General features: G+C 34.8%; 22 protein-coding genes. 20 read left to right on the top strand and 2 right to left on the bottom strand.

All coding sequences use genetic code 11. The annotated features are described in order from the left end of the window. Window positions 1-266: 266 nt before the first annotated feature. Window positions 267-719, top strand: coding sequence for a DIP1984 family protein (locus NST49_RS09365; protein WP_251166052.1), 453 nt, complete (start codon window positions 267-269; stop codon window positions 717-719). Between the two features lie 538 nt (window positions 720-1,257). Here NST49_RS09365 and NST49_RS09360 read toward each other — a convergent pair. Continuing rightward, window positions 1,258-1,722 carry a hypothetical protein gene (locus NST49_RS09360; RefSeq protein ID WP_341048245.1) on the bottom strand — a complete coding sequence of 155 codons (465 nt, stop codon included), beginning with the start codon at window positions 1,720-1,722 and terminating at the stop codon, window positions 1,258-1,260. Between the two features lie 350 nt (window positions 1,723-2,072). Next, window positions 2,073-2,372, bottom strand: a complete 300-nt coding sequence (locus NST49_RS09355; RefSeq protein WP_034536612.1) for a hypothetical protein — start codon at window positions 2,370-2,372, stop codon at window positions 2,073-2,075. Between the two features lie 229 nt (window positions 2,373-2,601). Here NST49_RS09355 and NST49_RS09350 point away from each other — a divergent pair, with 229 nt between their 5' ends. The 19 genes from NST49_RS09350 to deoC all read left to right on the top strand — a co-directional run bounded on the left by NST49_RS09350 (window position 2,602) and on the right by deoC (window position 20,614). Continuing rightward, window positions 2,602-3,183, top strand: coding sequence for a GNAT family N-acetyltransferase (locus NST49_RS09350; protein WP_251166051.1), 582 nt, complete (start codon window positions 2,602-2,604; stop codon window positions 3,181-3,183). A gap of 147 nt (window positions 3,184-3,330) precedes the next feature. Beyond that, window positions 3,331-4,203 carry an aminoglycoside 6-adenylyltransferase gene (locus NST49_RS09345; protein ID WP_251166050.1) on the top strand — a complete coding sequence of 291 codons (873 nt, stop codon included), beginning with the start codon at window positions 3,331-3,333 and terminating at the stop codon, window positions 4,201-4,203. A 264-nt stretch (window positions 4,204-4,467) separates the two neighbouring features. Next, window positions 4,468-5,448 carry an aldo/keto reductase gene (locus NST49_RS09340; RefSeq protein ID WP_251166049.1) on the top strand — a complete coding sequence of 327 codons (981 nt, stop codon included), beginning with the start codon at window positions 4,468-4,470 and terminating at the stop codon, window positions 5,446-5,448. 178 nt (window positions 5,449-5,626) lie between these two features. Further along, window positions 5,627-7,336 carry an IS1182 family transposase gene (locus NST49_RS09335; RefSeq protein ID WP_341048244.1) on the top strand — a complete coding sequence of 570 codons (1,710 nt, stop codon included), beginning with the start codon at window positions 5,627-5,629 and terminating at the stop codon, window positions 7,334-7,336. A 207-nt stretch (window positions 7,337-7,543) separates the two neighbouring features. After that, the gene (locus tag NST49_RS09330) at window positions 7,544-8,068 is read left to right on the top strand and encodes a flavodoxin (RefSeq protein ID WP_341048242.1); all 525 of its coding nucleotides are present in this window, start codon (window positions 7,544-7,546) and stop codon (window positions 8,066-8,068) included. A gap of 2 nt (window positions 8,069-8,070) precedes the next feature. Then, window positions 8,071-8,484 (top strand): cupin domain-containing protein, encoded by a 414-nt coding sequence (locus NST49_RS09325; RefSeq protein WP_251166047.1) that lies wholly within the window; start codon window positions 8,071-8,073, stop codon window positions 8,482-8,484. A 17-nt stretch (window positions 8,485-8,501) separates the two neighbouring features. Next, window positions 8,502-8,819, top strand: coding sequence for a carboxymuconolactone decarboxylase family protein (locus NST49_RS09320; RefSeq protein ID WP_251166046.1), 318 nt, complete (start codon window positions 8,502-8,504; stop codon window positions 8,817-8,819). A gap of 250 nt (window positions 8,820-9,069) precedes the next feature. Beyond that, a complete protein-coding gene (locus NST49_RS09315; protein ID WP_251166045.1) occupies window positions 9,070-9,954 on the top strand; it encodes a LysR family transcriptional regulator in 885 nt (294 codons plus the stop codon). Window positions 9,955-10,060: 106 nt separating this feature from the next. Beyond that, window positions 10,061-10,906, top strand: a complete 846-nt coding sequence (locus NST49_RS09310; protein WP_341048713.1) for an aldo/keto reductase — start codon at window positions 10,061-10,063, stop codon at window positions 10,904-10,906. Window positions 10,907-11,101: 195 nt separating this feature from the next. After that, complete coding sequence (locus NST49_RS09305; protein WP_034536623.1) at window positions 11,102-11,548, top strand: MarR family winged helix-turn-helix transcriptional regulator; 447 nt, start codon at window positions 11,102-11,104, stop codon at window positions 11,546-11,548. 22 nt (window positions 11,549-11,570) lie between these two features. Beyond that, window positions 11,571-13,307 (top strand): ABC transporter ATP-binding protein, encoded by a 1,737-nt coding sequence (locus tag NST49_RS09300; RefSeq protein ID WP_023177855.1) that lies wholly within the window; start codon window positions 11,571-11,573, stop codon window positions 13,305-13,307. 7 nt (window positions 13,308-13,314) lie between these two features. After that, a complete protein-coding gene (locus tag NST49_RS09295; RefSeq protein WP_341048712.1) occupies window positions 13,315-15,183 on the top strand; it encodes an ABC transporter ATP-binding protein in 1,869 nt (622 codons plus the stop codon). A 181-nt stretch (window positions 15,184-15,364) separates the two neighbouring features. After that, the gene (locus NST49_RS09290) at window positions 15,365-16,246 is read left to right on the top strand and encodes an AAA family ATPase (RefSeq protein ID WP_034536627.1); all 882 of its coding nucleotides are present in this window, start codon (window positions 15,365-15,367) and stop codon (window positions 16,244-16,246) included. A 64-nt stretch (window positions 16,247-16,310) separates the two neighbouring features. Continuing rightward, complete coding sequence (locus NST49_RS09285) at window positions 16,311-16,799, top strand: AAA family ATPase (protein ID WP_051932627.1); 489 nt, start codon at window positions 16,311-16,313, stop codon at window positions 16,797-16,799. Window positions 16,800-16,988: 189 nt separating this feature from the next. Continuing rightward, a complete protein-coding gene (locus NST49_RS09280) occupies window positions 16,989-17,612 on the top strand; it encodes a DNA-3-methyladenine glycosylase (protein ID WP_023177863.1) in 624 nt (207 codons plus the stop codon). Window positions 17,613-17,627: 15 nt separating this feature from the next. Then, on the top strand, window positions 17,628-18,122 hold the full coding sequence (locus NST49_RS09275) for a DUF3013 family protein (RefSeq protein WP_034536631.1): 495 nt from the start codon (window positions 17,628-17,630) through the stop codon (window positions 18,120-18,122). A gap of 46 nt (window positions 18,123-18,168) precedes the next feature. Continuing rightward, window positions 18,169-19,122: a 50S ribosomal protein L11 methyltransferase gene (prmA, locus tag NST49_RS09270; protein ID WP_341048235.1), complete on the top strand. Its 954-nt coding sequence runs from the start codon at window positions 18,169-18,171 to the stop codon at window positions 19,120-19,122. Beyond that, complete coding sequence (locus tag NST49_RS09265) at window positions 19,123-19,884, top strand: 16S rRNA (uracil(1498)-N(3))-methyltransferase (protein WP_023177866.1); 762 nt, start codon at window positions 19,123-19,125, stop codon at window positions 19,882-19,884. It abuts the gene before it with no gap. Between the two features lie 79 nt (window positions 19,885-19,963). Continuing rightward, window positions 19,964-20,614 carry a deoxyribose-phosphate aldolase gene (gene deoC, locus NST49_RS09260; RefSeq protein WP_023177867.1) on the top strand — a complete coding sequence of 217 codons (651 nt, stop codon included), beginning with the start codon at window positions 19,964-19,966 and terminating at the stop codon, window positions 20,612-20,614. The last annotated feature ends 153 nt before the right edge of the window (window positions 20,615-20,767 follow it).

The following is a 20,767-nucleotide window of genomic DNA, read 5'->3' as shown; positions in this document are numbered from 1 at the left end:
ACTATTATTTAGAATGGATGTAAAGAATAGTTCCTGGGTATCAATAAAGTATGGAGTGTAAGAGAAAATAAAAGCGATGGACCATTGATGAAATTAAAAAATTTGTTGATAATAATTCTGAAAGTAAATTGCTAACGATAGAATATCACGATTTTTTTTTAAAGGCAGAGAATATTGCACTTCTTTTGGCAGATTTCTTGCTAAAAAATGTCTTTTATATTAATCTAAGTTTTAACAGACGCTTAAACTGAAAGGAAGTTTTTTCTATGAAACTTGCGGAGGCATTACTCTTGAGGCGGGATCTTGAAGCAAAGTTAAAGGCACTTAAGCAGGAAATTTTAGCGAACTCCTTGATTCAAGAAGGAGATTCATTAGATATAAGCATGGAAGAATTGATACAAGATTATCAAAAAACTAATGAAGAATTCTCTCAATTAGTCGTAAAGGTCAATCAACGAAATACTTCGGCTCATCTGTATGATACTGATAAATTGATTGTTGAGGCGTTGGAGGAAAGAGAATCTTTAAGAAGACAGCACGGTCTTTATAACGAGACTATCGAAACAGCCAATGATATCAGACGATTTGGACGAAATGAAATCCGAATGGTGCGAACCGTCGATACGAAGGAATTAACTAAAAAAATGAATGTAGTTTCTAAAAAATTACGAGAATTAGACGGACAGATTCAACAAACAAATTGGCTGGTTGATTTATAAACTAAGCTGTTGGGTGGGAAATCAAAGGCGAGCACACAGCCCGTACAGGCTCAAATGTACACCCTATGAGGTTTGGCAGGAACCTTTAATCATCAATGACTGCTCAACAATGACATCAGAAACAATAAAAAATGAATAATTAATTACCATGTGCTGATTTGATTATGGTAGGGAGACACCCCTTGATCTTGTATCAAGGGGTGTTAAGGTTGAATTAACTAAATTCTGTTGAACAAGTTTTTCAAAAATATTCGAAAAGACCCGGAAATTTTTAATAAGTAAATTGATGTGTACTACATTGAAAGAATCACTGATAAAAGCCTTCTTGACAACACAAGAATTAAAATAGCGGAGAAATTGTTTCTGTCAACCAAGTTTTGACTGAACCGCATATTTTACTTACAACGGTTGTTTATAAAGTGAAATAAACTTCAAGACTCTTTCTGGGGTCTTTTTTTTTATTCAATTAGTTCATTACAACCAAAAATACCCTACACATGATGTGCAGGGCAGTCGATGAATTTATTTGTTAACTTAGTTAGGCTACTATTTCATAAGTACCATCTTTATAAACTTTATATATACCAGCAGTTCCAGAACCGCCTTGCTCTTGTAAGGATTGGCTTATTAATTTCAAAGTGTAAGAGTCATCATCTGATTCTAAAACTTCATAGACGATGTCTGTGTTATCTGCTTCAATTCCAGTTTCTTCTTTGATAAAAATAAAAGCTTCTTCTTCAGAATTGATGACATTTTCAGATGTGCTTGAAGTACTTTCTTCTGACTCTTCCATGCTGCTTGAATTCGATGTATCGCTTTGTTCCTCAGAATTGGTTGTACTTGACGTGCTTTCTGCAGACTCTTGCGAACTACTCGAGCTTGATGTATCACTTTGTGAAACGGAAGATTGAGTAGGAGCTTCTGCTTTTTCGTTGATAGTATTACAACCGGTTAAAATAAATAAACTCGTCAACATAGTTAGTGTCATACTTAGTTTTTTCATTTATTTCTCCTTTCCTAATAGAAATAGTTTAAAAATAGATGAAATGAACTAATCTATTAGTGTCAGTTTTTATTTTGAATCTTTACTATACTATTAGCATAACATTATCAATTATCTAATCAAATATTTGAACCCGTTTACATAGAAAATGTTGACTGAATCTAATCTTTTTCCAAAATTTATGCAAGATACTACAATATAAATTATTCTATCATACTGAATTAATAGTATTCTTAAGAAGGTGTAAAAGAAATTGATAAAACCAGATGATGTGTTTTTAATTCTACTGGAAAGTCTAACATTAGAAATATAGAAAGACGAATGATAAATCGTCTCTCTAATTAGAATTTTTATAGTAATTTTCGTGAGATAGATTTTATAGATGAGGTTTTATAAAAAGTGGCAAAATCAGTGTCTGTTCCTATGGTAATCCAGTCTGCTTCATCAATTAAACTAGCATAACCTATTTGAGGTGTACTAGTGGCTATCATAGAACTTTCATTTGTATGGATAGCATTAAATGAGTTTGAAAATATTTTCTTCAACTCATATTCTTTATTGAGTTCATGAACATTAATATAACCATTAATAATTGAAGAGTCACATAGTTCTAGTTGCTCTCCATCGATGAATGTAATAACTAATTTCACAACAACACCCCCTTAAAAAAATTATCTCATAATGTGACAGAAATGTGAACTATAACACCTTTGATATAAATATCAAAAGTTTAAACTCTGAATGAATTTTAGTAGAAAGAAGTACATTTTTTGTATGTATTGAAAAATTTATTTTAAAATAGTTAAACTTAACTTTAGCTTCGTAGAATGGTACATTAAAGTTAGTCATATTTAAAGAGAAAAAGAGAGGAGTGCTTTTTTGTTAGACAAAACAATTCCATACGCAGAAATTTGGATGTACCGCTTGAAAGATCTTCCTGTTACCGAACAAGCTTTACCTGAAGGCTTTCACTTTGAGTTTTACCAAGAGGGTGATGAAACTGAATGGGCAGCTATCGAAACGGCTGTTTCTGAATTTGAGGATGAAGCGCAGGCACTAGATTATTTCCAGAAGAAATTTGCACCATTCTCGAAAGAATTGAAAAGGCGAATGCTGTTTATAACGGATTCTGAAGGCAGAAAAATCGGCACGTGTTCAGCTTGGTGGAAAGAACTGCCTGATGGCACTCGCTATCCGCTAGTACATTGGGTAGCAGTAAGACCAGGATACCAAGGAAAAGGAATCGCCAAAGCTATGTTACGTCGGACGCTTAAGCAGTTGCAAAAACTTGAGGCTACTACTCCTGTTTATCTGCATACTCAAACTTGGAGTCATGTTGCAATCCGATTGTATCAAAAGCTGGGATTTGAGATCACAGATAAAAACTTAGATGGGACTCCTAACTCGGATTATAAAAAAGCGATGGAGATTCTAGCCGGATTAGAAAATAGCAAAAGATAAGTTCAATTAAGACAAATCGATAGGATCCAATTTAAATCCGGCGATCATTCTTTGCCAAATTAGTAAAATGTAAAAAAAATAATCTGAAAATTATATTCTTGAAAATAGTTAGGTGAAACGAACCTAACATTGGTAGGTGTTTAAAAAATGAGAAACGAAAAAGAAATGCTGGAATTAATTTTAACAAAAGCAGAGGAAATAGATACTATCAGACTAGTAGAAATGAATGGATCGCGAGTTTCCTCCACAGCTAAAAAAGACCCTTTTCAAGATTATGATATTGTCTATTACGTTGAAGACATAGATTCTTTTTTGAAAGACCATTCATGGATAGACTACTTTGGAGAAAGAATTCTATTGCAAATGCCGGATCAAATGGTTATTCCGCCTACTAATAGTAGACGGCAAAGCTTTTCTTATTTAATGCTTTTTACGGATGGAAATCGAATTGATTTAACATTAACTCCGGTAAACCTCGCTGAGAAATCTTTAAAGAGCAATGAAGCTCGCAAAATACTCTTAGATAAAGACAACAGAACTACAGCAATAGTGGTTTCTACTGAAGACCCTTATCGAATTATTAAGCCTAATGAGAAAGAGTTTATAGACTGCTCCAATGAGTTTTGGTGGGTAAGTACCTATATTGCAAAAGCTTTATGGAGAGAGGAACTCCCATTTGCTAAATACATTATGGAAGGTCCTGTAAGAGAGATGCTGATGACTATGTTGCATTGGCACATTGGTATACGAACAGATTTTAAGGTTAGCGCTGGAAAAGGCGGTAAGAATATTCAGAAGTATGTTGAGAGCAGCGTTTGGAATAAACTGGTCCGTACTTATCCCGATGGAAATTACAAAAATATATGGCAATCTTTATTTAATATGTGCGACCTTTTTGAAGAATTGACCATTGAAATCAGCCAAACATTTGATTTTGATTTACCAGATTATAGAAAGAATGTATTGCCATATTTAGAACATATTGAAAAGTTGCCTCAACATAGCAAAGATATTTATTGATGAATTTTTAGAATGAACTGCAGCCTAAATCAGAATAAGGTTTAGATACTTCATTATTCTCCAAAACAGCCATTGTTTAAGTAGTCAAAATGATAATGATTAATTTATTAAAAAATAGGATTTCACTTGACTTAAAGTTAACTCAAAGGTGTATCTTAATAGATAAGAAATGAATTAGTAAAAAATAATTTTGATTAAGTCGCTCATCTATTGAGTAAAAATAATGGTAGTAGCGGCTTAATGATTAATAAAGGAGAAAAAGAGATGGAATACACGAAGTTAGGAAATACAGGTATGGATGTTTCGAGAATTTGTCTTGGCGCAATGAGTTTTGGGGACCCAGAAAAATGGATTCACAAATGGGTGTTGAATGAAGCGGAAAGTCGTCCGATTATTAAAAGAGCACTGGATCTGGGAATCAATTTTTTCGATACAGCAAATATCTATTCACTTGGAAGAAGCGAAGAAATTTTAGGTAAAGCATTAAAAGACTATGCAAACCGAGATGAAATCGTATTAGCAACAAAAGTTCATGGACATATGTTTGATGGACCAAATGGTGGAGGCCTTTCAAGAAAAGCCATTCTCTCTCAAATCGATCAAAGTTTAAAGCGGTTGCAGACAGACTATGTTGATTTGTATATTATTCATCGCTGGGATTACAATACACCGATTGAGGAAACTATGGAAGCTTTACATGACGTTGTAAAATCTGGTAAAGCTCGATATATTGGAGCTTCGTCAATGTATGCTTGGCAGTTTCAAAAAGCACAAAACATTGCAGAACGAAATGGATGGGCCAAATTTATTTCTATGCAAAATCATCTAAACTTGATTTATCGAGAAGAAGAACGAGAAATGATGCCTTATGCTTCATCAGAAGGAATCGCTCTGACTCCGTATAGTCCCTTAGCCTCGGGACGATTGACTCGTGATTTTTCTGTTCAGACCAAACGTGCAGAAACAGATAACATAGCACGTTCTAAATATGATGAGACTGCTGATAAAGATCGTCTCATTATTGAAAGAGTTGCACAACTGGCTGAGCACTACCAGGTCAGTCGTGTTCATATAGCACTAGCTTGGCTTTTACAAAAAGAAAGTGTAGCAGCCCCAATAGTAGGAGCAACTAAGCTTGAACATATAGAAACAGCAGCGGCAGCCGTTAATTTTAAGCTTACTCCAGAAGATGTTATTTTTCTAGAAGAACCTTATATTCCACATAATATAGTTGGATTTTCATAAAAAAAAAGACTAAGTTAATTTTGCAAAAAGGGGCTGGGAAAAAACTCAGTCTCTGAATAAAGAAAATCCCCAACTCTTTCATTTTGAAGGAGTTGGGGATTTTTATCGTTTTAAAAGACACAGTGAGCCAAATACCTTATAATTTAAGTACGACCAAAAACCAAAGGAGTGACTCACCATGTATCAAAATTATAACACAATGGAAACGGCCTTAACACTACAATTGGATTTTACAATCCCGAATGATCATGAAGCCCGCCTCATTAGCCGTTTTGTCGATTCTATTCCTTCGGAATTTCTTCTTGAAGAGACGTCTCATACGGGACGCCCTGCCTTTCATCCCGCCATGCTTTTAAAGATGTGTTTGTTTGCCTATAGTCGCACAACCTTTTCTGGACGCAAAATGGAACGGATGAATGAAGAATCCATTCCTATGAAGTGGTTAACGGGTGATACTTCTGTTAGCTACAAGACAATCAATAACTTCCGTTCAAGCGAGCACGCATCAAAACTCATCAAGTATGCATTCATTCTTTTCACAACACTCTTAAGTGACAACGGCTTGATTCACGAAGACGCGCTCTATATCGATGGTACAAAGATACAAGCCGATGCAAATATTTATAGTTTCACTTGGAAGAAAGCAATCGAACGCTATGAAGCAAAACTCAATGCCAACGTTTCGGAATTGTATGATGAACTCATCCAGGCAAAAGTAAACCTCGCTTTATCGGAAGAGACATTAAAAACGTCGGAAGGCATTGAAGAAATAATCGTTTCCCTGGACAAAGAACTTGTGGCCGTTGAAGCTGCGATTACAGAAGAAAAAGTGATTCCCAAAGGTGGTTCGGAACAGAAGCGACGTCGTCGCATCCTCAAGAAACATCGGAATAAATGCGAAAAAGATTTCTTGCCGCGTAAGCAACGCTATGAAGAAGCAAACGCCACATTTGAAGGCCGCAACAGTTTCTCAAAAACAGATACAGACGCAACGTTCATGTGCATGAAAGAAGATCCGATGAAGAACCGTGAGTTAAAACCGGGTTATAATCTTCAAGTTGCATCGAGCAATCAGTTTGTCATTGCCTATGATATTTTTTCCAATCCGACGGATACACGCACGTTTATCCCTTTTTTAGAATCCATTCAAACGTTAGACTTATTTAAATACATCGTCGCAGACGCCGGTTATGGCAGTGAAGAAAATTACGAGGCGGTTATGGATACCTTTCAGAAAGTACCGCTCATCCCATACGGCATGTATCATAAAGAGAACAGTAACGCCTATCGCTCGAATCCTAAACACCGCGCCAACTGGGATTATGACGAGATTGAAGATGCTTATACGGATTTAGACGACGTCCGTTTTAGTTTCTCACATTATAGTACGCAAAATGATAAGAATGGTTTCCGCAGACAATTTAAAGTATACAAGGCTGATGTGGAACAACTGGACGAGACACGCAAGCAACTAGCCAAGACACCGAAAGGTGCCCAACGCCAGACAGCGGTCAACTATAACTGGGAATACTTCAAGCAGCATGCAAAAGAGAACCTTGAAAGCGATCGTGGCAAAGCCATCTACGCACAACGAAAAGTTGACGTAGAAACTGTTTTTGGTCGTATGAAAGGTGTATTTGGCATGCGCAGAACCCATGTCAGAGGCAAGCAAGCCGTTCACAATGACATCGGGATCATGCTTATGAGCATGAATCTTACAAAACTAGCCCTTGAGGCTAGAAGAAAAGCGGATGCTTTTTACAAAAAATCAGTCAAAAATAAAAATCGCAATGAAACAATCAGAATTTTGATTATTTCATTACGATTTTTTTATTTGAGGCTAGTTTTTTCCCAGCCCCTTTTTGCATTGCCTTTAAGTCTAATGTGATGAATGGGAAGAAATTTATCACAGAGCTAGAACTAAACCGGAAAATTTCTTTTATATAAAGAAAGGGTAAAAACAAATCAATTAAAGATTAAACCATGCCTTTAAAGCATAGATAGCTTTTTAACAAGTATTGGACGATAAGAGAATGAAGTTGTAACCTAAACTTATAAATTATTTTATTACAGCTTTTTTAGTGAGGTGAATACATTGTCAGTAGTAATCTATTTTTCTAGAAAGCATGAGAATTTTATTAACGGTGAAATCAAACAGTTGTCAATTGGAAATACAGCAATTGTGGCAAAGAAAATTGCGGAAAAGATAGGTGCAGAGTTAATTGAGATTTTTCCAGTACAGGAACATCCGCCAGAATATGAACGAATGGTTGAATTAGCGATGTCAGAAAAGCAAAGAAAAGAAAGACCAAAGTACCAAAATTTATCTGTAAATAGTGAAACCAGTAATGCTATTTTTCTTGGCTTTCCTAATTGGTGTGGCACATTTCCGATGATTATTGCCAGTTTTCTTGAAGATAATGATTTTTCTAATAAAACAATCTATCCTTTTTGTACACATGAAGGGAGTGCTTTTGGCAACAGCATGACTGATCTAAAAAAACTGTGTCCAAATTCAATAATTAAACAAGGTTTACCTGTAAGAGGCTCCAGGGTCAATAAGTCAGATAAAGCAATCGATAGTTGGTTAAATCAATATCAAGAATATGGAGGAATGTAAAGATGACTAAAAATGAAGAAGTAAAAAATGGTGTAATTTTTCCAATAGGAGAAAAAAATGAAGCATTTGCACAATATTTTGTAGGACAAAGTTATTTAAATAATTTAATTTCTGACCCAGAAGTTAATGTCGGAGTTGGTAATGTAACATTTGAACCTGGCTGTCGAAATAACTGGCATATTCATCATGATGGATTCCAATTGTTATTAGTAACGGGTGGAGAAGGTTGGTATCAAGAAGAGGGAAAACCTGCACAATTTTTAAAAGCAGGTGATGTTATCGTGACGCATGATGGTGTAAAACACTGGCATGGTGCAACAAAGGATAGTTGGTTTGAACATATTGCGATTACAGCAGGAACGCCAGAATGGTTAGAATCTGTTTCTGATGATAGTTATTTAACATTAGAAAAATAAAGAAAGAAGGATGTATTATGGTTAAACAAACAGCAGGTCGAGATAATTTGGGAGAATTTGCTCCTAAATTTGCGGAATTAAACGATGATATTTTATTTGGTGAAGTATGGTCGAGAGAATCTGAATTATCTGCTCGTGACCGAAGTATGATTACTTGCACAAGTCTATTAACACAAGGTGTACCTCAGTTAGAAGCACACATGAAAATCGCAAAACAAAATGGTGTAACGAAAACTGAAATGGTGGAATTAATTACTCATTTGGCATTTTATACAGGATGGCCAAAAGCATGGTCAGCATTTACTTTAGCAAAAGAAATTTTTGACGAAGATTAATTTAGTGGAAAAAAGAGGACAATGAAACTTGAACATGCCCTCTTTTCGCTTTGCCATGAAGGGCTGATAAGTGTCAATGATACTTGTCAGCCCTTTTTTCTCATATCTTAATTTAATAATCTTTATAATCATAGGTACTATTAAAAAAATTAAAGTGATTACTGAAGCAAAGGTTGATAAGGCGTCTGTATTCTTTAATACTGACAACAATGATAAAATGTAAGAAAAGCATTATTTAGGAGGTGAACTGGTGGACTTTCGTTTACTAAAGTATTTTTGGACAATTGCAGAAGAAGGTACTGTTTCCAGAGCTGCAGATATTTTGCATATTACTCAACCTACACTAAGCCGACAGTTAAAAGAGCTTGAAGAAGAACTTGGGACTGAATTATTTGTTCGCGAAAAGAAAAAAATGATCCTAACAGAAGCAGGATTATTTTTAAAGAGCCGAGCAGAAGAGATTTTATCTTTGACCAATCAAACCAAGCAAGAATTTGAAAGTCGTAGGAACCAACTATTTAGCGGCCATATTTCTATAGGTTGCGTAGAGGCTGATAATTCAGATACTTTAGCAACGATGTTGGAAGAACTTGTTAGTGATTATCCTCAAGTAACTTTTCATATCTTTAGTGGAACGAGTGACGATATTACTGAAAAGCTAGATAAAGGATTGATTGATTTAGCAATACTGTTAGAACCTATTTCATTGGATAAATATGAAAGCCTTACTCTTCCTCGAACGGAACGCTGGGGATTATTAGCATCTAATGAATCTTTTTTAGCTCAAAAATCTTCAATCACCAAAGATGATTTATTAGGAGTTCCACTTTTGACTTCAAAAAGACAAGAAATCCAACAAATGTTAGCGAAATGGGCGGGTAAACCATTAGATGAGTTAACCATTGTAGGTACTTATAATCTGATTTTTAATGTCATTTCGCTAGTCGATAATAAAGTTGGATCAGCCATTACTATTGAAGGTTCTGTTTCTAACCATAATTTAGAGCGTGTAACATTTATCCCGCTTGAACCTGAAGTCAAAACGAATTGTGTTTTAGTCTGGAAGAGAAACCGAGTACTTTCACCAGTAGTTAAAAAGTTTATTCAACGATTTAAGTATGCTTATGGAGCATAGTTTGTCTTTTAGGTAGGTATTAGACGGATGGTTAGTTAAGCTGTAACCTATCTCTAATGAACCCATTTAAAAGATAGAAAAAATTTTGTATATGGAGGAATGAATGATGGAAACAGTCACATTAGCAAATGGAGTAAAAATGTCGATTTTAGGGTTTGGTGTATATCAGGTAAATGATTTAGAAGAATGTGAACGTGTCGTAAGTGAAGCCATTGAAGTAGGGTATCGCTCTATTGATACTGCGCAAGCTTATGGAAATGAAGCAGCAGTTGGAAATGCGATTAGTAAAAGTGGAATTCCAAGAGAAGAATTCTTCATTACTACAAAAGTATGGATCTCAAATGCTGGCTATGAAAAAGCTAAGGCTTCCATTGATGAATCGTTGGAGTTACTTCAAACAGATTACCTTGATTTATTATTGATTCATCAACCTTTCAATGACTACTATGGTACTTATCGTGCAATGGAAGAATATTATAAGGCTGGAAAAATCAAAGCTATCGGCGTAAGCAATTTTTATCCAGATCGTTTTATTGATATCGCTGAATTTAGTGAAATCAAACCCATGGTAAACCAAGTCGAAACGCATGTATTCAATCAACAAGTCGAAGCGCAAAAAATTATGCAAGAGTATAATACTCAAATTGAATCTTGGGGACCATTCGCCGAAGGTAAAAATGATTTCTTTAACAATGAAATATTGAAAGAAATTGGAGATAAATATGGTAAATCGGTAGCTCAAGTTGCTCTACGTTATTTGATTCAACGAAATGTTGTCGTTATTCCTAAAACGGTCACAAAAGAACGAATGATTCAAAACTTTGATGTTTTTGATTTCGCTTTGACCGATGAAGATATGGATGCTATTTTAACTTTAAATCAAGGAGAAAGTTTATTCTTTTCACATTATGATCCGGATTTAGTCAAAACGTTAACAAAACGTAGCAAGTAAGAAACATTGTATCAAATAAAAGGTCATTTGTTTAATAGCGATTATCATCTGAAATCTGGATGGAAGAAAAATGATTTCTTATTAAAAAAATTTGAAAGAATAAGTAGATTTTGCTATCTATTTATTCTTTTTTTTGCTAATATAGTTACCTATAGTAATTATATTAGGTAATTTAATTTAGAAGGGGGAGAAATAATGGATAGACAACTATCTGAAGAATACATTGATGCGTGTTTGAGTGCAAAACACACGATGCGGTTTTTACCTGAGCCACCTCCTGAAGTGCAAAAAAGACACATCCATATCATCAAAACAGTGTACAACTTATCAGAAGAGTTGAATGCGGTACGTGTAAGTGATATCGCAGAGACGATTGGTGTAACATTACCGAGTATCACCAAGAATATAGCTACATTAGAAGACTTAGGTTATATAAAAAAAGAATCAAACCTTGAAGATAAACGAGTAGTAAATATCAAGTTAACTGAAAAAGGGTTAGCTTTGCATCAAAAAGTGGTCTATGATTTCCACCAAAAAAATAGTCAGATCCTAAAAGATATTCCAGAAGAAGATATACGCCTGACGATAAAAACGATTTACCGAATACATGATTTAATGGAGCAAGCACATTTGCTCAGTTAATTAAAAGGAGAGAAGCCAAAAAATGTATAAAACGTTAATGAAATCATTGCGACAATATAAGAAACCGTCGTATCTAACCATGCTGTTTATGGCATTGGAAGTTGCTGTGGAGATTTTTATTCCTTTTCTCATGGCGAAAATTATTGATAAAGGATTAATAGATGGGGATCTTGGATATGTTTTAAAAATAGGCTCACTAATGTTTGTAATAGCTTGTTTTTCTATGTTGTTTGGAGTATTGGGCGGGAAATTTTCTTCCGATGCTGCAGTAGGTCTTTCAACAAATCTTCGTCAAGACATCTACGAAAATATTCAAACATTTGCATTTGATAATATTGACAAATATTCTTCATCCAGTCTGATTACAAGACTCACAACAGATATCACTAATATTCAAATGGCTTTTCAAATGGTTCTAAAAACTATTATTCGAGCACCATTCATGATCGCATTTGCATTTGCAATGGCTGCTTATACGAATTTGAAATTATCTTTAACTATTTTGATTATTGTGCCTATTGTAGCGTTCATTTTAATCGGTTTAATCTATCGTGTGCATCCTTATTTTATAAAAGTTTTCAAAAAATATGACCGATTAAATCAAACTGTGCAAGAAGATATTAACGGTGTACGAGTTGTAAAATCATTTGTACGTGAAGAAAAAGAAATTGAAAAATTTAAAGTCGCTTCTACAGATATTAAAAATTTATTTACGAAAGCAGAAAAAATTACGGCACTTAATGCGCCGGTTATGCAGATTGCTATCTATTCTTGTCTGCTGCTCGTTTATTGGTTTGGGGCAAAATACGTTGTCGGTGGAACAATGAGTACAGGGGAATTAACGAGTTTTATTACTTATATGATGCAAATTTTAAGTAGTATCATGATGATTTCAATGATTTTTGTCATGATCGTTATTTCTGAAGCTTCAGTAGAACGTGTTGCTGAAGTTTTGACTGAAAAAGCATCATTGTCAAATCCAGAAAACCCGCTTACAACAATTGAAAATGGAGACATTGAATTTAGAAATGTTCAATTTAAATACAATGAATTATCCGAAGAGGCAGATTTAAGTCAGATTAATTTTACGATAAAGTCTGGTGAAACGATAGGAATCATTGGTGGAACTGGGAGTGGAAAGAGCTCGCTAATTCAATTAATTCCTAGACTCTACGATGTGACTGAAGGAGAAGTATATGTTTCTGGTCATAACGTAAAAGACTATGATTTAGTGACATTGCGTGATCAAATTGCAATGGTACTGCAAAAAAATACGTTGTTTTCGGGAACGATTAGCGACAACTTAAGATGGGGAGATAAAGAAGCTTCCAAAGAAGAAATTCAACGTGTTGCTAAATTAGCCCAAGCAGATGAGTTTGTACAAGGATTTCCTGATGACTATGAAACTGTTTTAGACCAAGGCGGTTCAAATGTATCCGGCGGACAGAAACAACGTTTGACGATTGCACGTGCTTTATTAAAACAACCTAAAATCTTGATTTTAGATGATTCAACAAGTGCTGTGGATACAAAAACTGATGCTTATATTCGAAAAGCATTTATAGAAGAAATTCCAAATACAACAAAAATCATTGTGGCACAACGCATTTCTTCCATCCAAGATTCGGATCGCATCATCGTATTAGAAGAAGGTAAGATCGATGGAATTGGTACACATGATGAATTATTGAAAAACAATAAGATTTACAAAGAAGTATACGATTCTCAAGTAAAGGGAGGGACGATAGTTGAAGAATAAACCGATTATGAGACCAACTGTTAGCCCGTTAAAAATATTTAAACGAATTCTTTCATATGCAACGAAACAATATAAATTACGGATCATTATCGTAGTTGTCAGTATCATCATCAGTGCTGCAACCAATGCGATCGGGATCAGTTTTACAAAGACATTGATTGATGATTACATTGCGCCTTTGCTGACTCAGCAAACGCCTGATTATTCTGAGTTAGCGCGTATTATTGGTTTGATGGCGATGTTATATTTAACCGGCGCTCTATTCACCTATATTTTTAATCGTACAATGGTTACTGTGTCACAAGGTATCTTGAAAGATATTCGTGATGAAATGTTTACGCATATGGAATCTTTGCCTATTCGTTATTTTGATGGCAATGCAACTGGTGATATTATGAGCCATTACACGAATGATACGGATACGTTAAGACAAATGATCAGCCAATCGATTCCACAAATTTTTTCTTCGCTGATCATGATTTTATCGATTATTATTGCGATGTTTATCATTAATATACCAATGACATTATTTGTCTTATGTATGGTAGGGATCATGGTTGCTGTGATTCGTACAATTGGTAGCAAAAGTGGCCGTTACTTCTCTATTCAACAAGCAGCATTAGGTACGTTAAATGGTTATGTAGAAGAAATGATTGAAGGCCAAAAAGTCGTGAAAGTATTTAATCATGAAGAAGAAGCCATTTCGGATTTTAGTGAATTAAATGAAGAACTAAGAGAAAATGCGACGAAAGCAAATACGTATGCGAATATTTTAATGCCGATTATGGGAAATATTGGAAACTTTATGTATTTATTGACGGCTGTAATAGGTGCTGTTCTTTCAATCACAGGACTTACAGCTTTAACGGTAGGGAGTATTGCGTCTTTTGTTCAATTCACGAAAAGTATTACCATGCCTGTAGCTCAAATTTCACAACAGTTTAATGCAATCATCTTGTCTTTAGCAGGCGCAGAGCGTATTTTCAACTTGTTAGATGAAAAACCTGAAGAAGATGATGGAACGATCGAGTTAGTCAATATTACTAAACAGGCTGACGGAACAATCGAGGAATCTAGTCACCGTACAGGCAGCTGGGCTTGGAAACAAACAACTTCTGCTCATGAAGCTGTCTATAAGGAATTAACGGGTGATGTGCGTTTTAAAGATGTCACATTTGGATACAATTCTAATAAAACGATTCTTCACAACATTAATCTATTTGCAAAACCCGGCCAGAAAATTGCTTTTGTTGGTGCAACTGGTGCTGGAAAAACAACGATTACCAATTTGATCAACCGTTTCTACGATATTCAAGAAGGAGCCATCACTTATGATGGCATTGATGTTAAAAAGATTAAGAAAGATGATTTAAGAAAATCATTAGGCATCGTACTACAAGATACACATTTGTTCACCGGAACGATAAAAGACAATATTCGATACGGACGTTTAGATGCTACCGATGAAGAAGTTGAAGCAGCTGCTAAACTAGTAAATGCCGATTTCTTTATAAGACAATTGCCGCATGGTTACGATACCGAATTAACGGGCGATGGCGGTTCACTTTCTCAAGGACAAAGACAATTACTCGCAATCGCCAGAGCAGCTGTAGCGAATCCGCCAGTCTTGATACTTGACGAAGCTACGTCAAGTATTGATACACGAACGGAATCGGTTGTCCAAAGCGGAATGGATGCGCTAATGAAGGGAAGAACGGTATTTGTTATTGCCCATCGACTTTCAACGGTTCGCAATTCAGATGCGATCATGGTAATGGAACAAGGACGCATCATTGAAAGAGGAAACCACGATGAGCTGATTTCTCAACAAGGTGAATATTACCAACTTTACACCGGTGCGTTTGAAATGAACTAAATAAATAAACAAACTAAAAGGCACTTTCCAATTTGGAGAGTGCCTTTAATTATCAAAAGCGATTGGGTTATCTATCCAACTAGAGTAAGAAATCGAATTAGCACTATATGACTAGTTTACTTCATAATAATCTTCCTGCATAATGAAAATAAAGCTAAAATGTTCTAGAAGGGAGATTACCATGAAGTATTTAAGCTCAATCACATTTCCTGATAAAGAGAAGGAATTTGATTTTTTTCTCGAGATTAAACGGACAATCTATAATTCTTTTTATCCCTTTCAAGTTTTGCCGAAACACAGTTTTGAAAGAATTGATTTTAAACCAATTACCATTCTTTATGGAGGAAATGGTTCTGGTAAAACCACAGCCTTAAATATCATTGCTGAAAAACTAGAATTAAAGCGAGATTCTAATTTCAATAAATCTAATTTTTTTGTGAATTATCTTTCTCTTTGTGCTATAGACATTGTGGAAACAATTCCTATTCATAGTAGGATCATTACAAGTGATGATGTATTTGATTATATCTTAACTATTCGTTCGTTGAATGATGGTATTGATTTAAAGCGTGAAGCGTTATTTGAAGAATATTTAGAGGCGAAATATTCTAAATTTCAGATGCATTCATTAGAAGATTATGATCAATTGCGAAAAGTAACGGATGCTAGAAGTAAAAGCCAGTCGCATTATGTAAGAGATAAGTTGATGGGTAACGTTCGAGAACATTCAAATGGTGAAAATGCCTTTCGTTATTTCACAAATAAAATTGAAGAAAATGGACTTTATGTATTAGATGAGCCAGAAAATAGTCTTTCACCGATTCGTCAAATGGAACTCATGCAATTTATCGAAGATTCTGCTAGGTTTTTCGGATGTCAATTTATTATTTCTACTCATTCTCCATTTTTTTTAGCACTTCGTGAGGCAAAAATCTATGATTTAGACTCAGATCCGGTAGATGTGAAAAAATGGACAGAATTAGAAAATGTCCAAACCTATTATAATTTCTTCAAAGAGCATCAAGAAGAATTTCATTTATCTGAGAATAAAAATAAGGACTAAAAATTGAATAACTAGATAGATGACTAACCCTTGAAGTGAACTATAAATTATGGAGGTATCTTAGATGAAAGAGCCATACCATTCAACAAGTAGAGTTATTCTTATGTGCGGAACAGCAGGATCAGGAAAGTCGACTTATGCTCAGATGTTAGAACAACAAGGATTCGTTCGTTTATCTTATGATGTAGAGTCATTTAATAAAGGATTCAAAATTCACCCGCTGCCAACTGATGTTTACGATGAAATCAAAACGTTCCTTGATCTAAAGTTAAAAGTACTAATTAGAAAAAATAAAGATGTTGTTCTAGATTATTCCTTTTGGTCACGTGAAATGCGTGATGAATATAAAAATATGCTGGTTCCGTTCGGAATAAAACCAGAAATCATTGTAATCGTTACTCCAAAAGAAATTGTTTTACAAAGAATTCACGACCGAAAAGGAAAAAATCCTAATGATATTATGTTAGACGAACAAACTGCAGCTCAATATTACGAAAATTTTCAGCCACCAACACTTGATGAAGGGGAAGTAACAATCATTAATGGTTACTAATATCCAAGTTAGCAAAAAAATAATATTTTGAACATTTTTATAAATTAAACACAATAAAAAGTTCAAGGTAATATATTGAATTGTTAATTTCAAAAACGACTTTCTTTTTATCTAAGTGTTATTTTATTGTATACTAGTTATTGAAGAAACAATCACTAAAAATGTACTAAACAAGAAAGAGGAATAAAATTGGATTTTTGGACAGATCATACTAAAACAACAGAAGAAATCGCTCAAGATTTATTGGGATGTTTAGTCATCAAAGAAACTGATGAAGGGGTGACATCTGGCTGGATCGTGGAAACGGAAGCTTATCTGGGTGAAATAGACGAAGCTGCTCATAGCTTTGGATTGAAAAGTACTCCTCGATTGGCTTCTATGTATAAAGAACCGGGTACTATTTATGTTTACAGTATGCACACTCATTTGATGCTGAATGTTGTTGTTCAAGAAAAAGGAATACCAGAAGCGATTCTGATACGGGCTATTGAACCTTATAAAGGCATGTCACTTATGTCTGAACGTAGAGGGAAAACTGGTTTTGTAGTAACAGATGGTCCTGGTAAATTAACAAAGGCAATGAATATTACTAAGTTGGATGACGGCACACTTGCTTGGGAACCTCCTTTAAGAATTGATGTTGAAACTAGGAAAATACCTAAGAAAATTGAGTTGTCCCCTAGAATAGGTATCCCAAATAAAGGAAAGTGGACGGATGCATTATTGCGGTATACTGTTGTGGGAAATCCATATGTATCAAGAAAAAAAGGAAAAATAGAAGCAGATTTCGGTTGGAATGATCCAATCAACTAATGGAGGCGAAAAATCATGGCACAAGAAACACTAATAGACTATTTAGGTGAAGCATTAGAAGAAAGTGATTTTGAATTTGATTGGAAATTAGAATGGAATAAAAAACAGCACGCTATTGAGGTTTATTTTTCAATTTTTGCTGAACAGAAAGAAAACAATATTATTATTGAAGATATTGAAGGAACAGCTACACAAAATGAAATCATTCAATTTGAAGACGCAATCTGTTTCTTTGACCCTAAAAAATCAAAGATTCAAATGGATAATTATTTAAAAGCTTTTCCATTTGATTTTAAAATGGGTATCGAAAAAGGATATATTGATGCCATACTTAAAACACTTCGGATAGTTGTAACGGAAGGACAATCTGATTTGTTAGACTTTGCGACTGACCCTACAATTGAAGAATTTGAATTAAATTGGAATGATATGAATTTTGACGGAACAATCAAAACGTTGAAAGATACCAACCGTTATAGTGAAGAGAAACTTCTTTATCCAAAATATTAACCTAATCGAAATTAAATGAATTGTTAATTGGAGGCAAAGCGACAAGATGAAGTGGACTGAATTACAAATACAAACCTCAAATGAAGCGGTAGATGCTGTTTCGAATATCCTGATCGAATCAGGTTCACAAGGCGTGGCTATTGAGGATATACAAGATTTTTTAAATACGCCAGATGATGAATTTGGTGAAATTTGGGCATTAGATGAAGCTGACTTTTCTAAAGAAGGTGTTATTATCAAAGCCTATTTTCCAGACACTCTTTTTTTACCTGAATTGGTTCCTGGCATTCAACAAAGAATCAAATCTTTAGAGACTTTTGGTTTAACGATAGCGCCAAATATGTTGAAAATAGAAGAAGTAACAGAAGAGAACTGGGCAACTGCTTGGAAAAAATATTACCATCCTTTGCAAGTAACACGATTTTTAACTGTTGTTCCAAGTTGGGAAGAGTATGAACTAAAACAGGCAGATGAGCGTGTGATTCGTTTAGATCCAGGCTTAGCTTTCGGTACAGGAACTCATCCGACAACTATACTGTCCTTGCAAGCTCTTGAAACATATATTCGTGGAAATGAAACGATTTTAGATGTAGGAACAGGTTCAGGTGTATTAAGTATTGCCAGTAAAGCTCTAGGCGCCAAGCATGTTCATGCATATGATTTAGATGATGTTGCAGTAAAATCAGCCATGGATAATATTAGATTAAATGACTATGCTAAAGACGTTACTGTAAAAGCCAATGACTTGCTGAAAGGTGTAACGATCGAAGCAGATATTGTGGTAGCTAATATCTTGTCAGAAATCATTGTACCGCTTATACCAGAAGCTTATGCTGTTTTGAAGCCCGGTGGTTTATTTTTAACATCTGGAATTATTGAAGATAAAAAAGAACTCATTCTTTCTGAACAAAAGAAACAAGGTTTCACAATTATTCAAGTGCAACAAATGAAAGATTGGTGTAGTATTGTCGCTAAAAAACCGTTGGCGGAGGATGAATAAATGCAACGTTATTTTTTAAAGGATGATTTAACAGATTATCAAAAACAAACTATCTCCATCACAGGAGAGAACTTTCATCATATGGTAAAAGTGATGCGAATGAAAGTAGACCACCGCGTTTTTTTGGTAACGAAGAATCAGCAAGCTTTTATTGCTGAAATTAGCGCTATAAATGAGAAAGAAGTTCTTTTGAATTGGGTTGAAGATGACAATCGAGAACAAGAATTGCCGGTTAATGTAACGATTGCAAGCGGGTTGCCTAAAGGAGATAAATTGGATCTAATTATCCAAAAAGGGACGGAATTAGGAGCAAGTGCATTTATTCCGTTTTCAGGTGCTTTTTCAATTACCAAATGGGATGCTAAAAAAGCGGCTAAAAAAGTTGAACGATTACAAAAAATCGCACAAGAAGCAGCTGAACAGTCGCATCGTACAAAAGTTCCTATGGTTCAATCACTCGTTTCAGTGAAACAGTTGATTGAACTGAGTGAAGAATATGATACCTGCTTAGTCGCGTATGAAGAAAGCGCAAAAGTTGGAGAAGACCAAAACTTTGTTAAAGGATTAAAAAAATTATCAGCCGGCGGAAAACTGTTAATCGTATTTGGGCCAGAAGGCGGGTTGTCTAAAGAAGAAATCGATGCTTTCATAAAAAATGGCTTTTTACCTTGTGCATTAGGCCCACGAATTTTGAGAACTGAAACAGCTCCGTTATATGCATTATCTGCTATTTCGTATCATTTTGAATTGCTGCATAAATGAGAAATTTCTTTTTTGTCCCAACCAAAGAAGTCGGGTATAATGAAACTGCTATCACTAGAATAAGAAAGAAGGCTATAATATGACAGTACAATTAAACAAAACAATTGATCATACATTACTAAAACCAGAAGCAACTGAAGCACAAATTAAAACGCTTTGTGAAGAAGCTGCAAAATATGACTTTATGTCTGTTTGCGTAAACCCTACTTGGGTAAAGAAAGCTGCTGAATTGTTAGCAGGTACAGATGTAAAAGTATGTACCGTTATTGGTTTTCCTCTAGGAGCTAATACATCTGAAGTTAAAGCTTATGAAGTTGAAAATGCGATCAAAAATGGTGCTACTGAAGTAGACATGGTCATCAACATTGGAGCCCTTAAAGGTGGAAATGACACTTTAGTACAAAGTGACATTGAAAGTGTTGTAGCTGTTTCAAAAGGAAAAGCTTTATCTAAAGTAATTATTGAAACATCATTATTAACAGATGACGAAAAAGTAAGAGCTTGTGAACTTGCTAAAAAAGCAGGAGCAGATTTTGTTAAAACTTCTACTGGATTTTCAACAGGTGGAGCAACACTTGAAGACATTAAATTAATGCGTGCAACTGTTGGACCAGAAATGGGCGTTAAAGCGAGCGGCGGCGTTCGTACAACTGAAGATGCACACCAATTTATTGAAGCAGGAGCTACACGTTTAGGTTCTTCAAATGGTTTAGCAATCGTAGAAGGATAATCTGATAGCAGTTAGATGAATAAAAAAGTGAATAGACTATTTGATAGAATACGAGTCTCAAGTACGGCTCGTATTCTATTTTTCTAATTAAAAAAATAAAGACTGTTTTATTTGATTTTTGTGTTTATATTGAAATAAGCGTGTATTATGAGT

This window comes from Carnobacterium sp. FSL W8-0810, assembly GCF_038007125.1.
Taxonomy (GTDB): Bacteria; Bacillota; Bacilli; order Lactobacillales; family Carnobacteriaceae; genus Carnobacterium_B; species Carnobacterium_B inhibens.
The sequence above is the reverse complement of the archived record's forward strand: the minus strand, read 5'-3'. Positions and strand labels throughout refer to the sequence as shown.

Bases quoted from the DNA above. Each gene is read 5' to 3' on its own strand.
- NST49_RS09365 (WP_251166052.1), top strand. From the start codon at position 267: ATGAAACTTGCGGAGGCATTACTCTTGAGGCGGGATCTTGAAGCAAAG.
- NST49_RS09360 (WP_341048245.1), bottom strand. From the start codon at position 1,722: ATGAAAAAACTAAGTATGACACTAACTATGTTGACGAGTTTATTTATT.
- NST49_RS09345 (WP_251166050.1), top strand. From the start codon at position 3,331: ATGAGAAACGAAAAAGAAATGCTGGAATTAATTTTAACAAAAGCAGAG.
- NST49_RS09340 (WP_251166049.1), top strand. From the start codon at position 4,468: ATGGAATACACGAAGTTAGGAAATACAGGTATGGATGTTTCGAGAATT.
- NST49_RS09335 (WP_341048244.1), top strand. From the start codon at position 5,627: ATGTATCAAAATTATAACACAATGGAAACGGCCTTAACACTACAATTG.
- NST49_RS09325 (WP_251166047.1), top strand. From the start codon at position 8,071: ATGACTAAAAATGAAGAAGTAAAAAATGGTGTAATTTTTCCAATAGGA.
- NST49_RS09320 (WP_251166046.1), top strand. From the start codon at position 8,502: ATGGTTAAACAAACAGCAGGTCGAGATAATTTGGGAGAATTTGCTCCT.
- NST49_RS09310 (WP_341048713.1), top strand. From the start codon at position 10,061: ATGGAAACAGTCACATTAGCAAATGGAGTAAAAATGTCGATTTTAGGG.
- NST49_RS09305 (WP_034536623.1), top strand. From the start codon at position 11,102: ATGGATAGACAACTATCTGAAGAATACATTGATGCGTGTTTGAGTGCA.
- NST49_RS09300 (WP_023177855.1), top strand. From the start codon at position 11,571: ATGTATAAAACGTTAATGAAATCATTGCGACAATATAAGAAACCGTCG.
- NST49_RS09295 (WP_341048712.1), top strand. From the start codon at position 13,315: ATGAGACCAACTGTTAGCCCGTTAAAAATATTTAAACGAATTCTTTCA.
- NST49_RS09290 (WP_034536627.1), top strand. From the start codon at position 15,365: ATGAAGTATTTAAGCTCAATCACATTTCCTGATAAAGAGAAGGAATTT.
- NST49_RS09285 (WP_051932627.1), top strand. From the start codon at position 16,311: ATGAAAGAGCCATACCATTCAACAAGTAGAGTTATTCTTATGTGCGGA.
- NST49_RS09275 (WP_034536631.1), top strand. From the start codon at position 17,628: ATGGCACAAGAAACACTAATAGACTATTTAGGTGAAGCATTAGAAGAA.
- prmA (WP_341048235.1), top strand. From the start codon at position 18,169: ATGAAGTGGACTGAATTACAAATACAAACCTCAAATGAAGCGGTAGAT.
- NST49_RS09265 (WP_023177866.1), top strand. From the start codon at position 19,123: ATGCAACGTTATTTTTTAAAGGATGATTTAACAGATTATCAAAAACAA.
- deoC (WP_023177867.1), top strand. From the start codon at position 19,964: ATGACAGTACAATTAAACAAAACAATTGATCATACATTACTAAAACCA.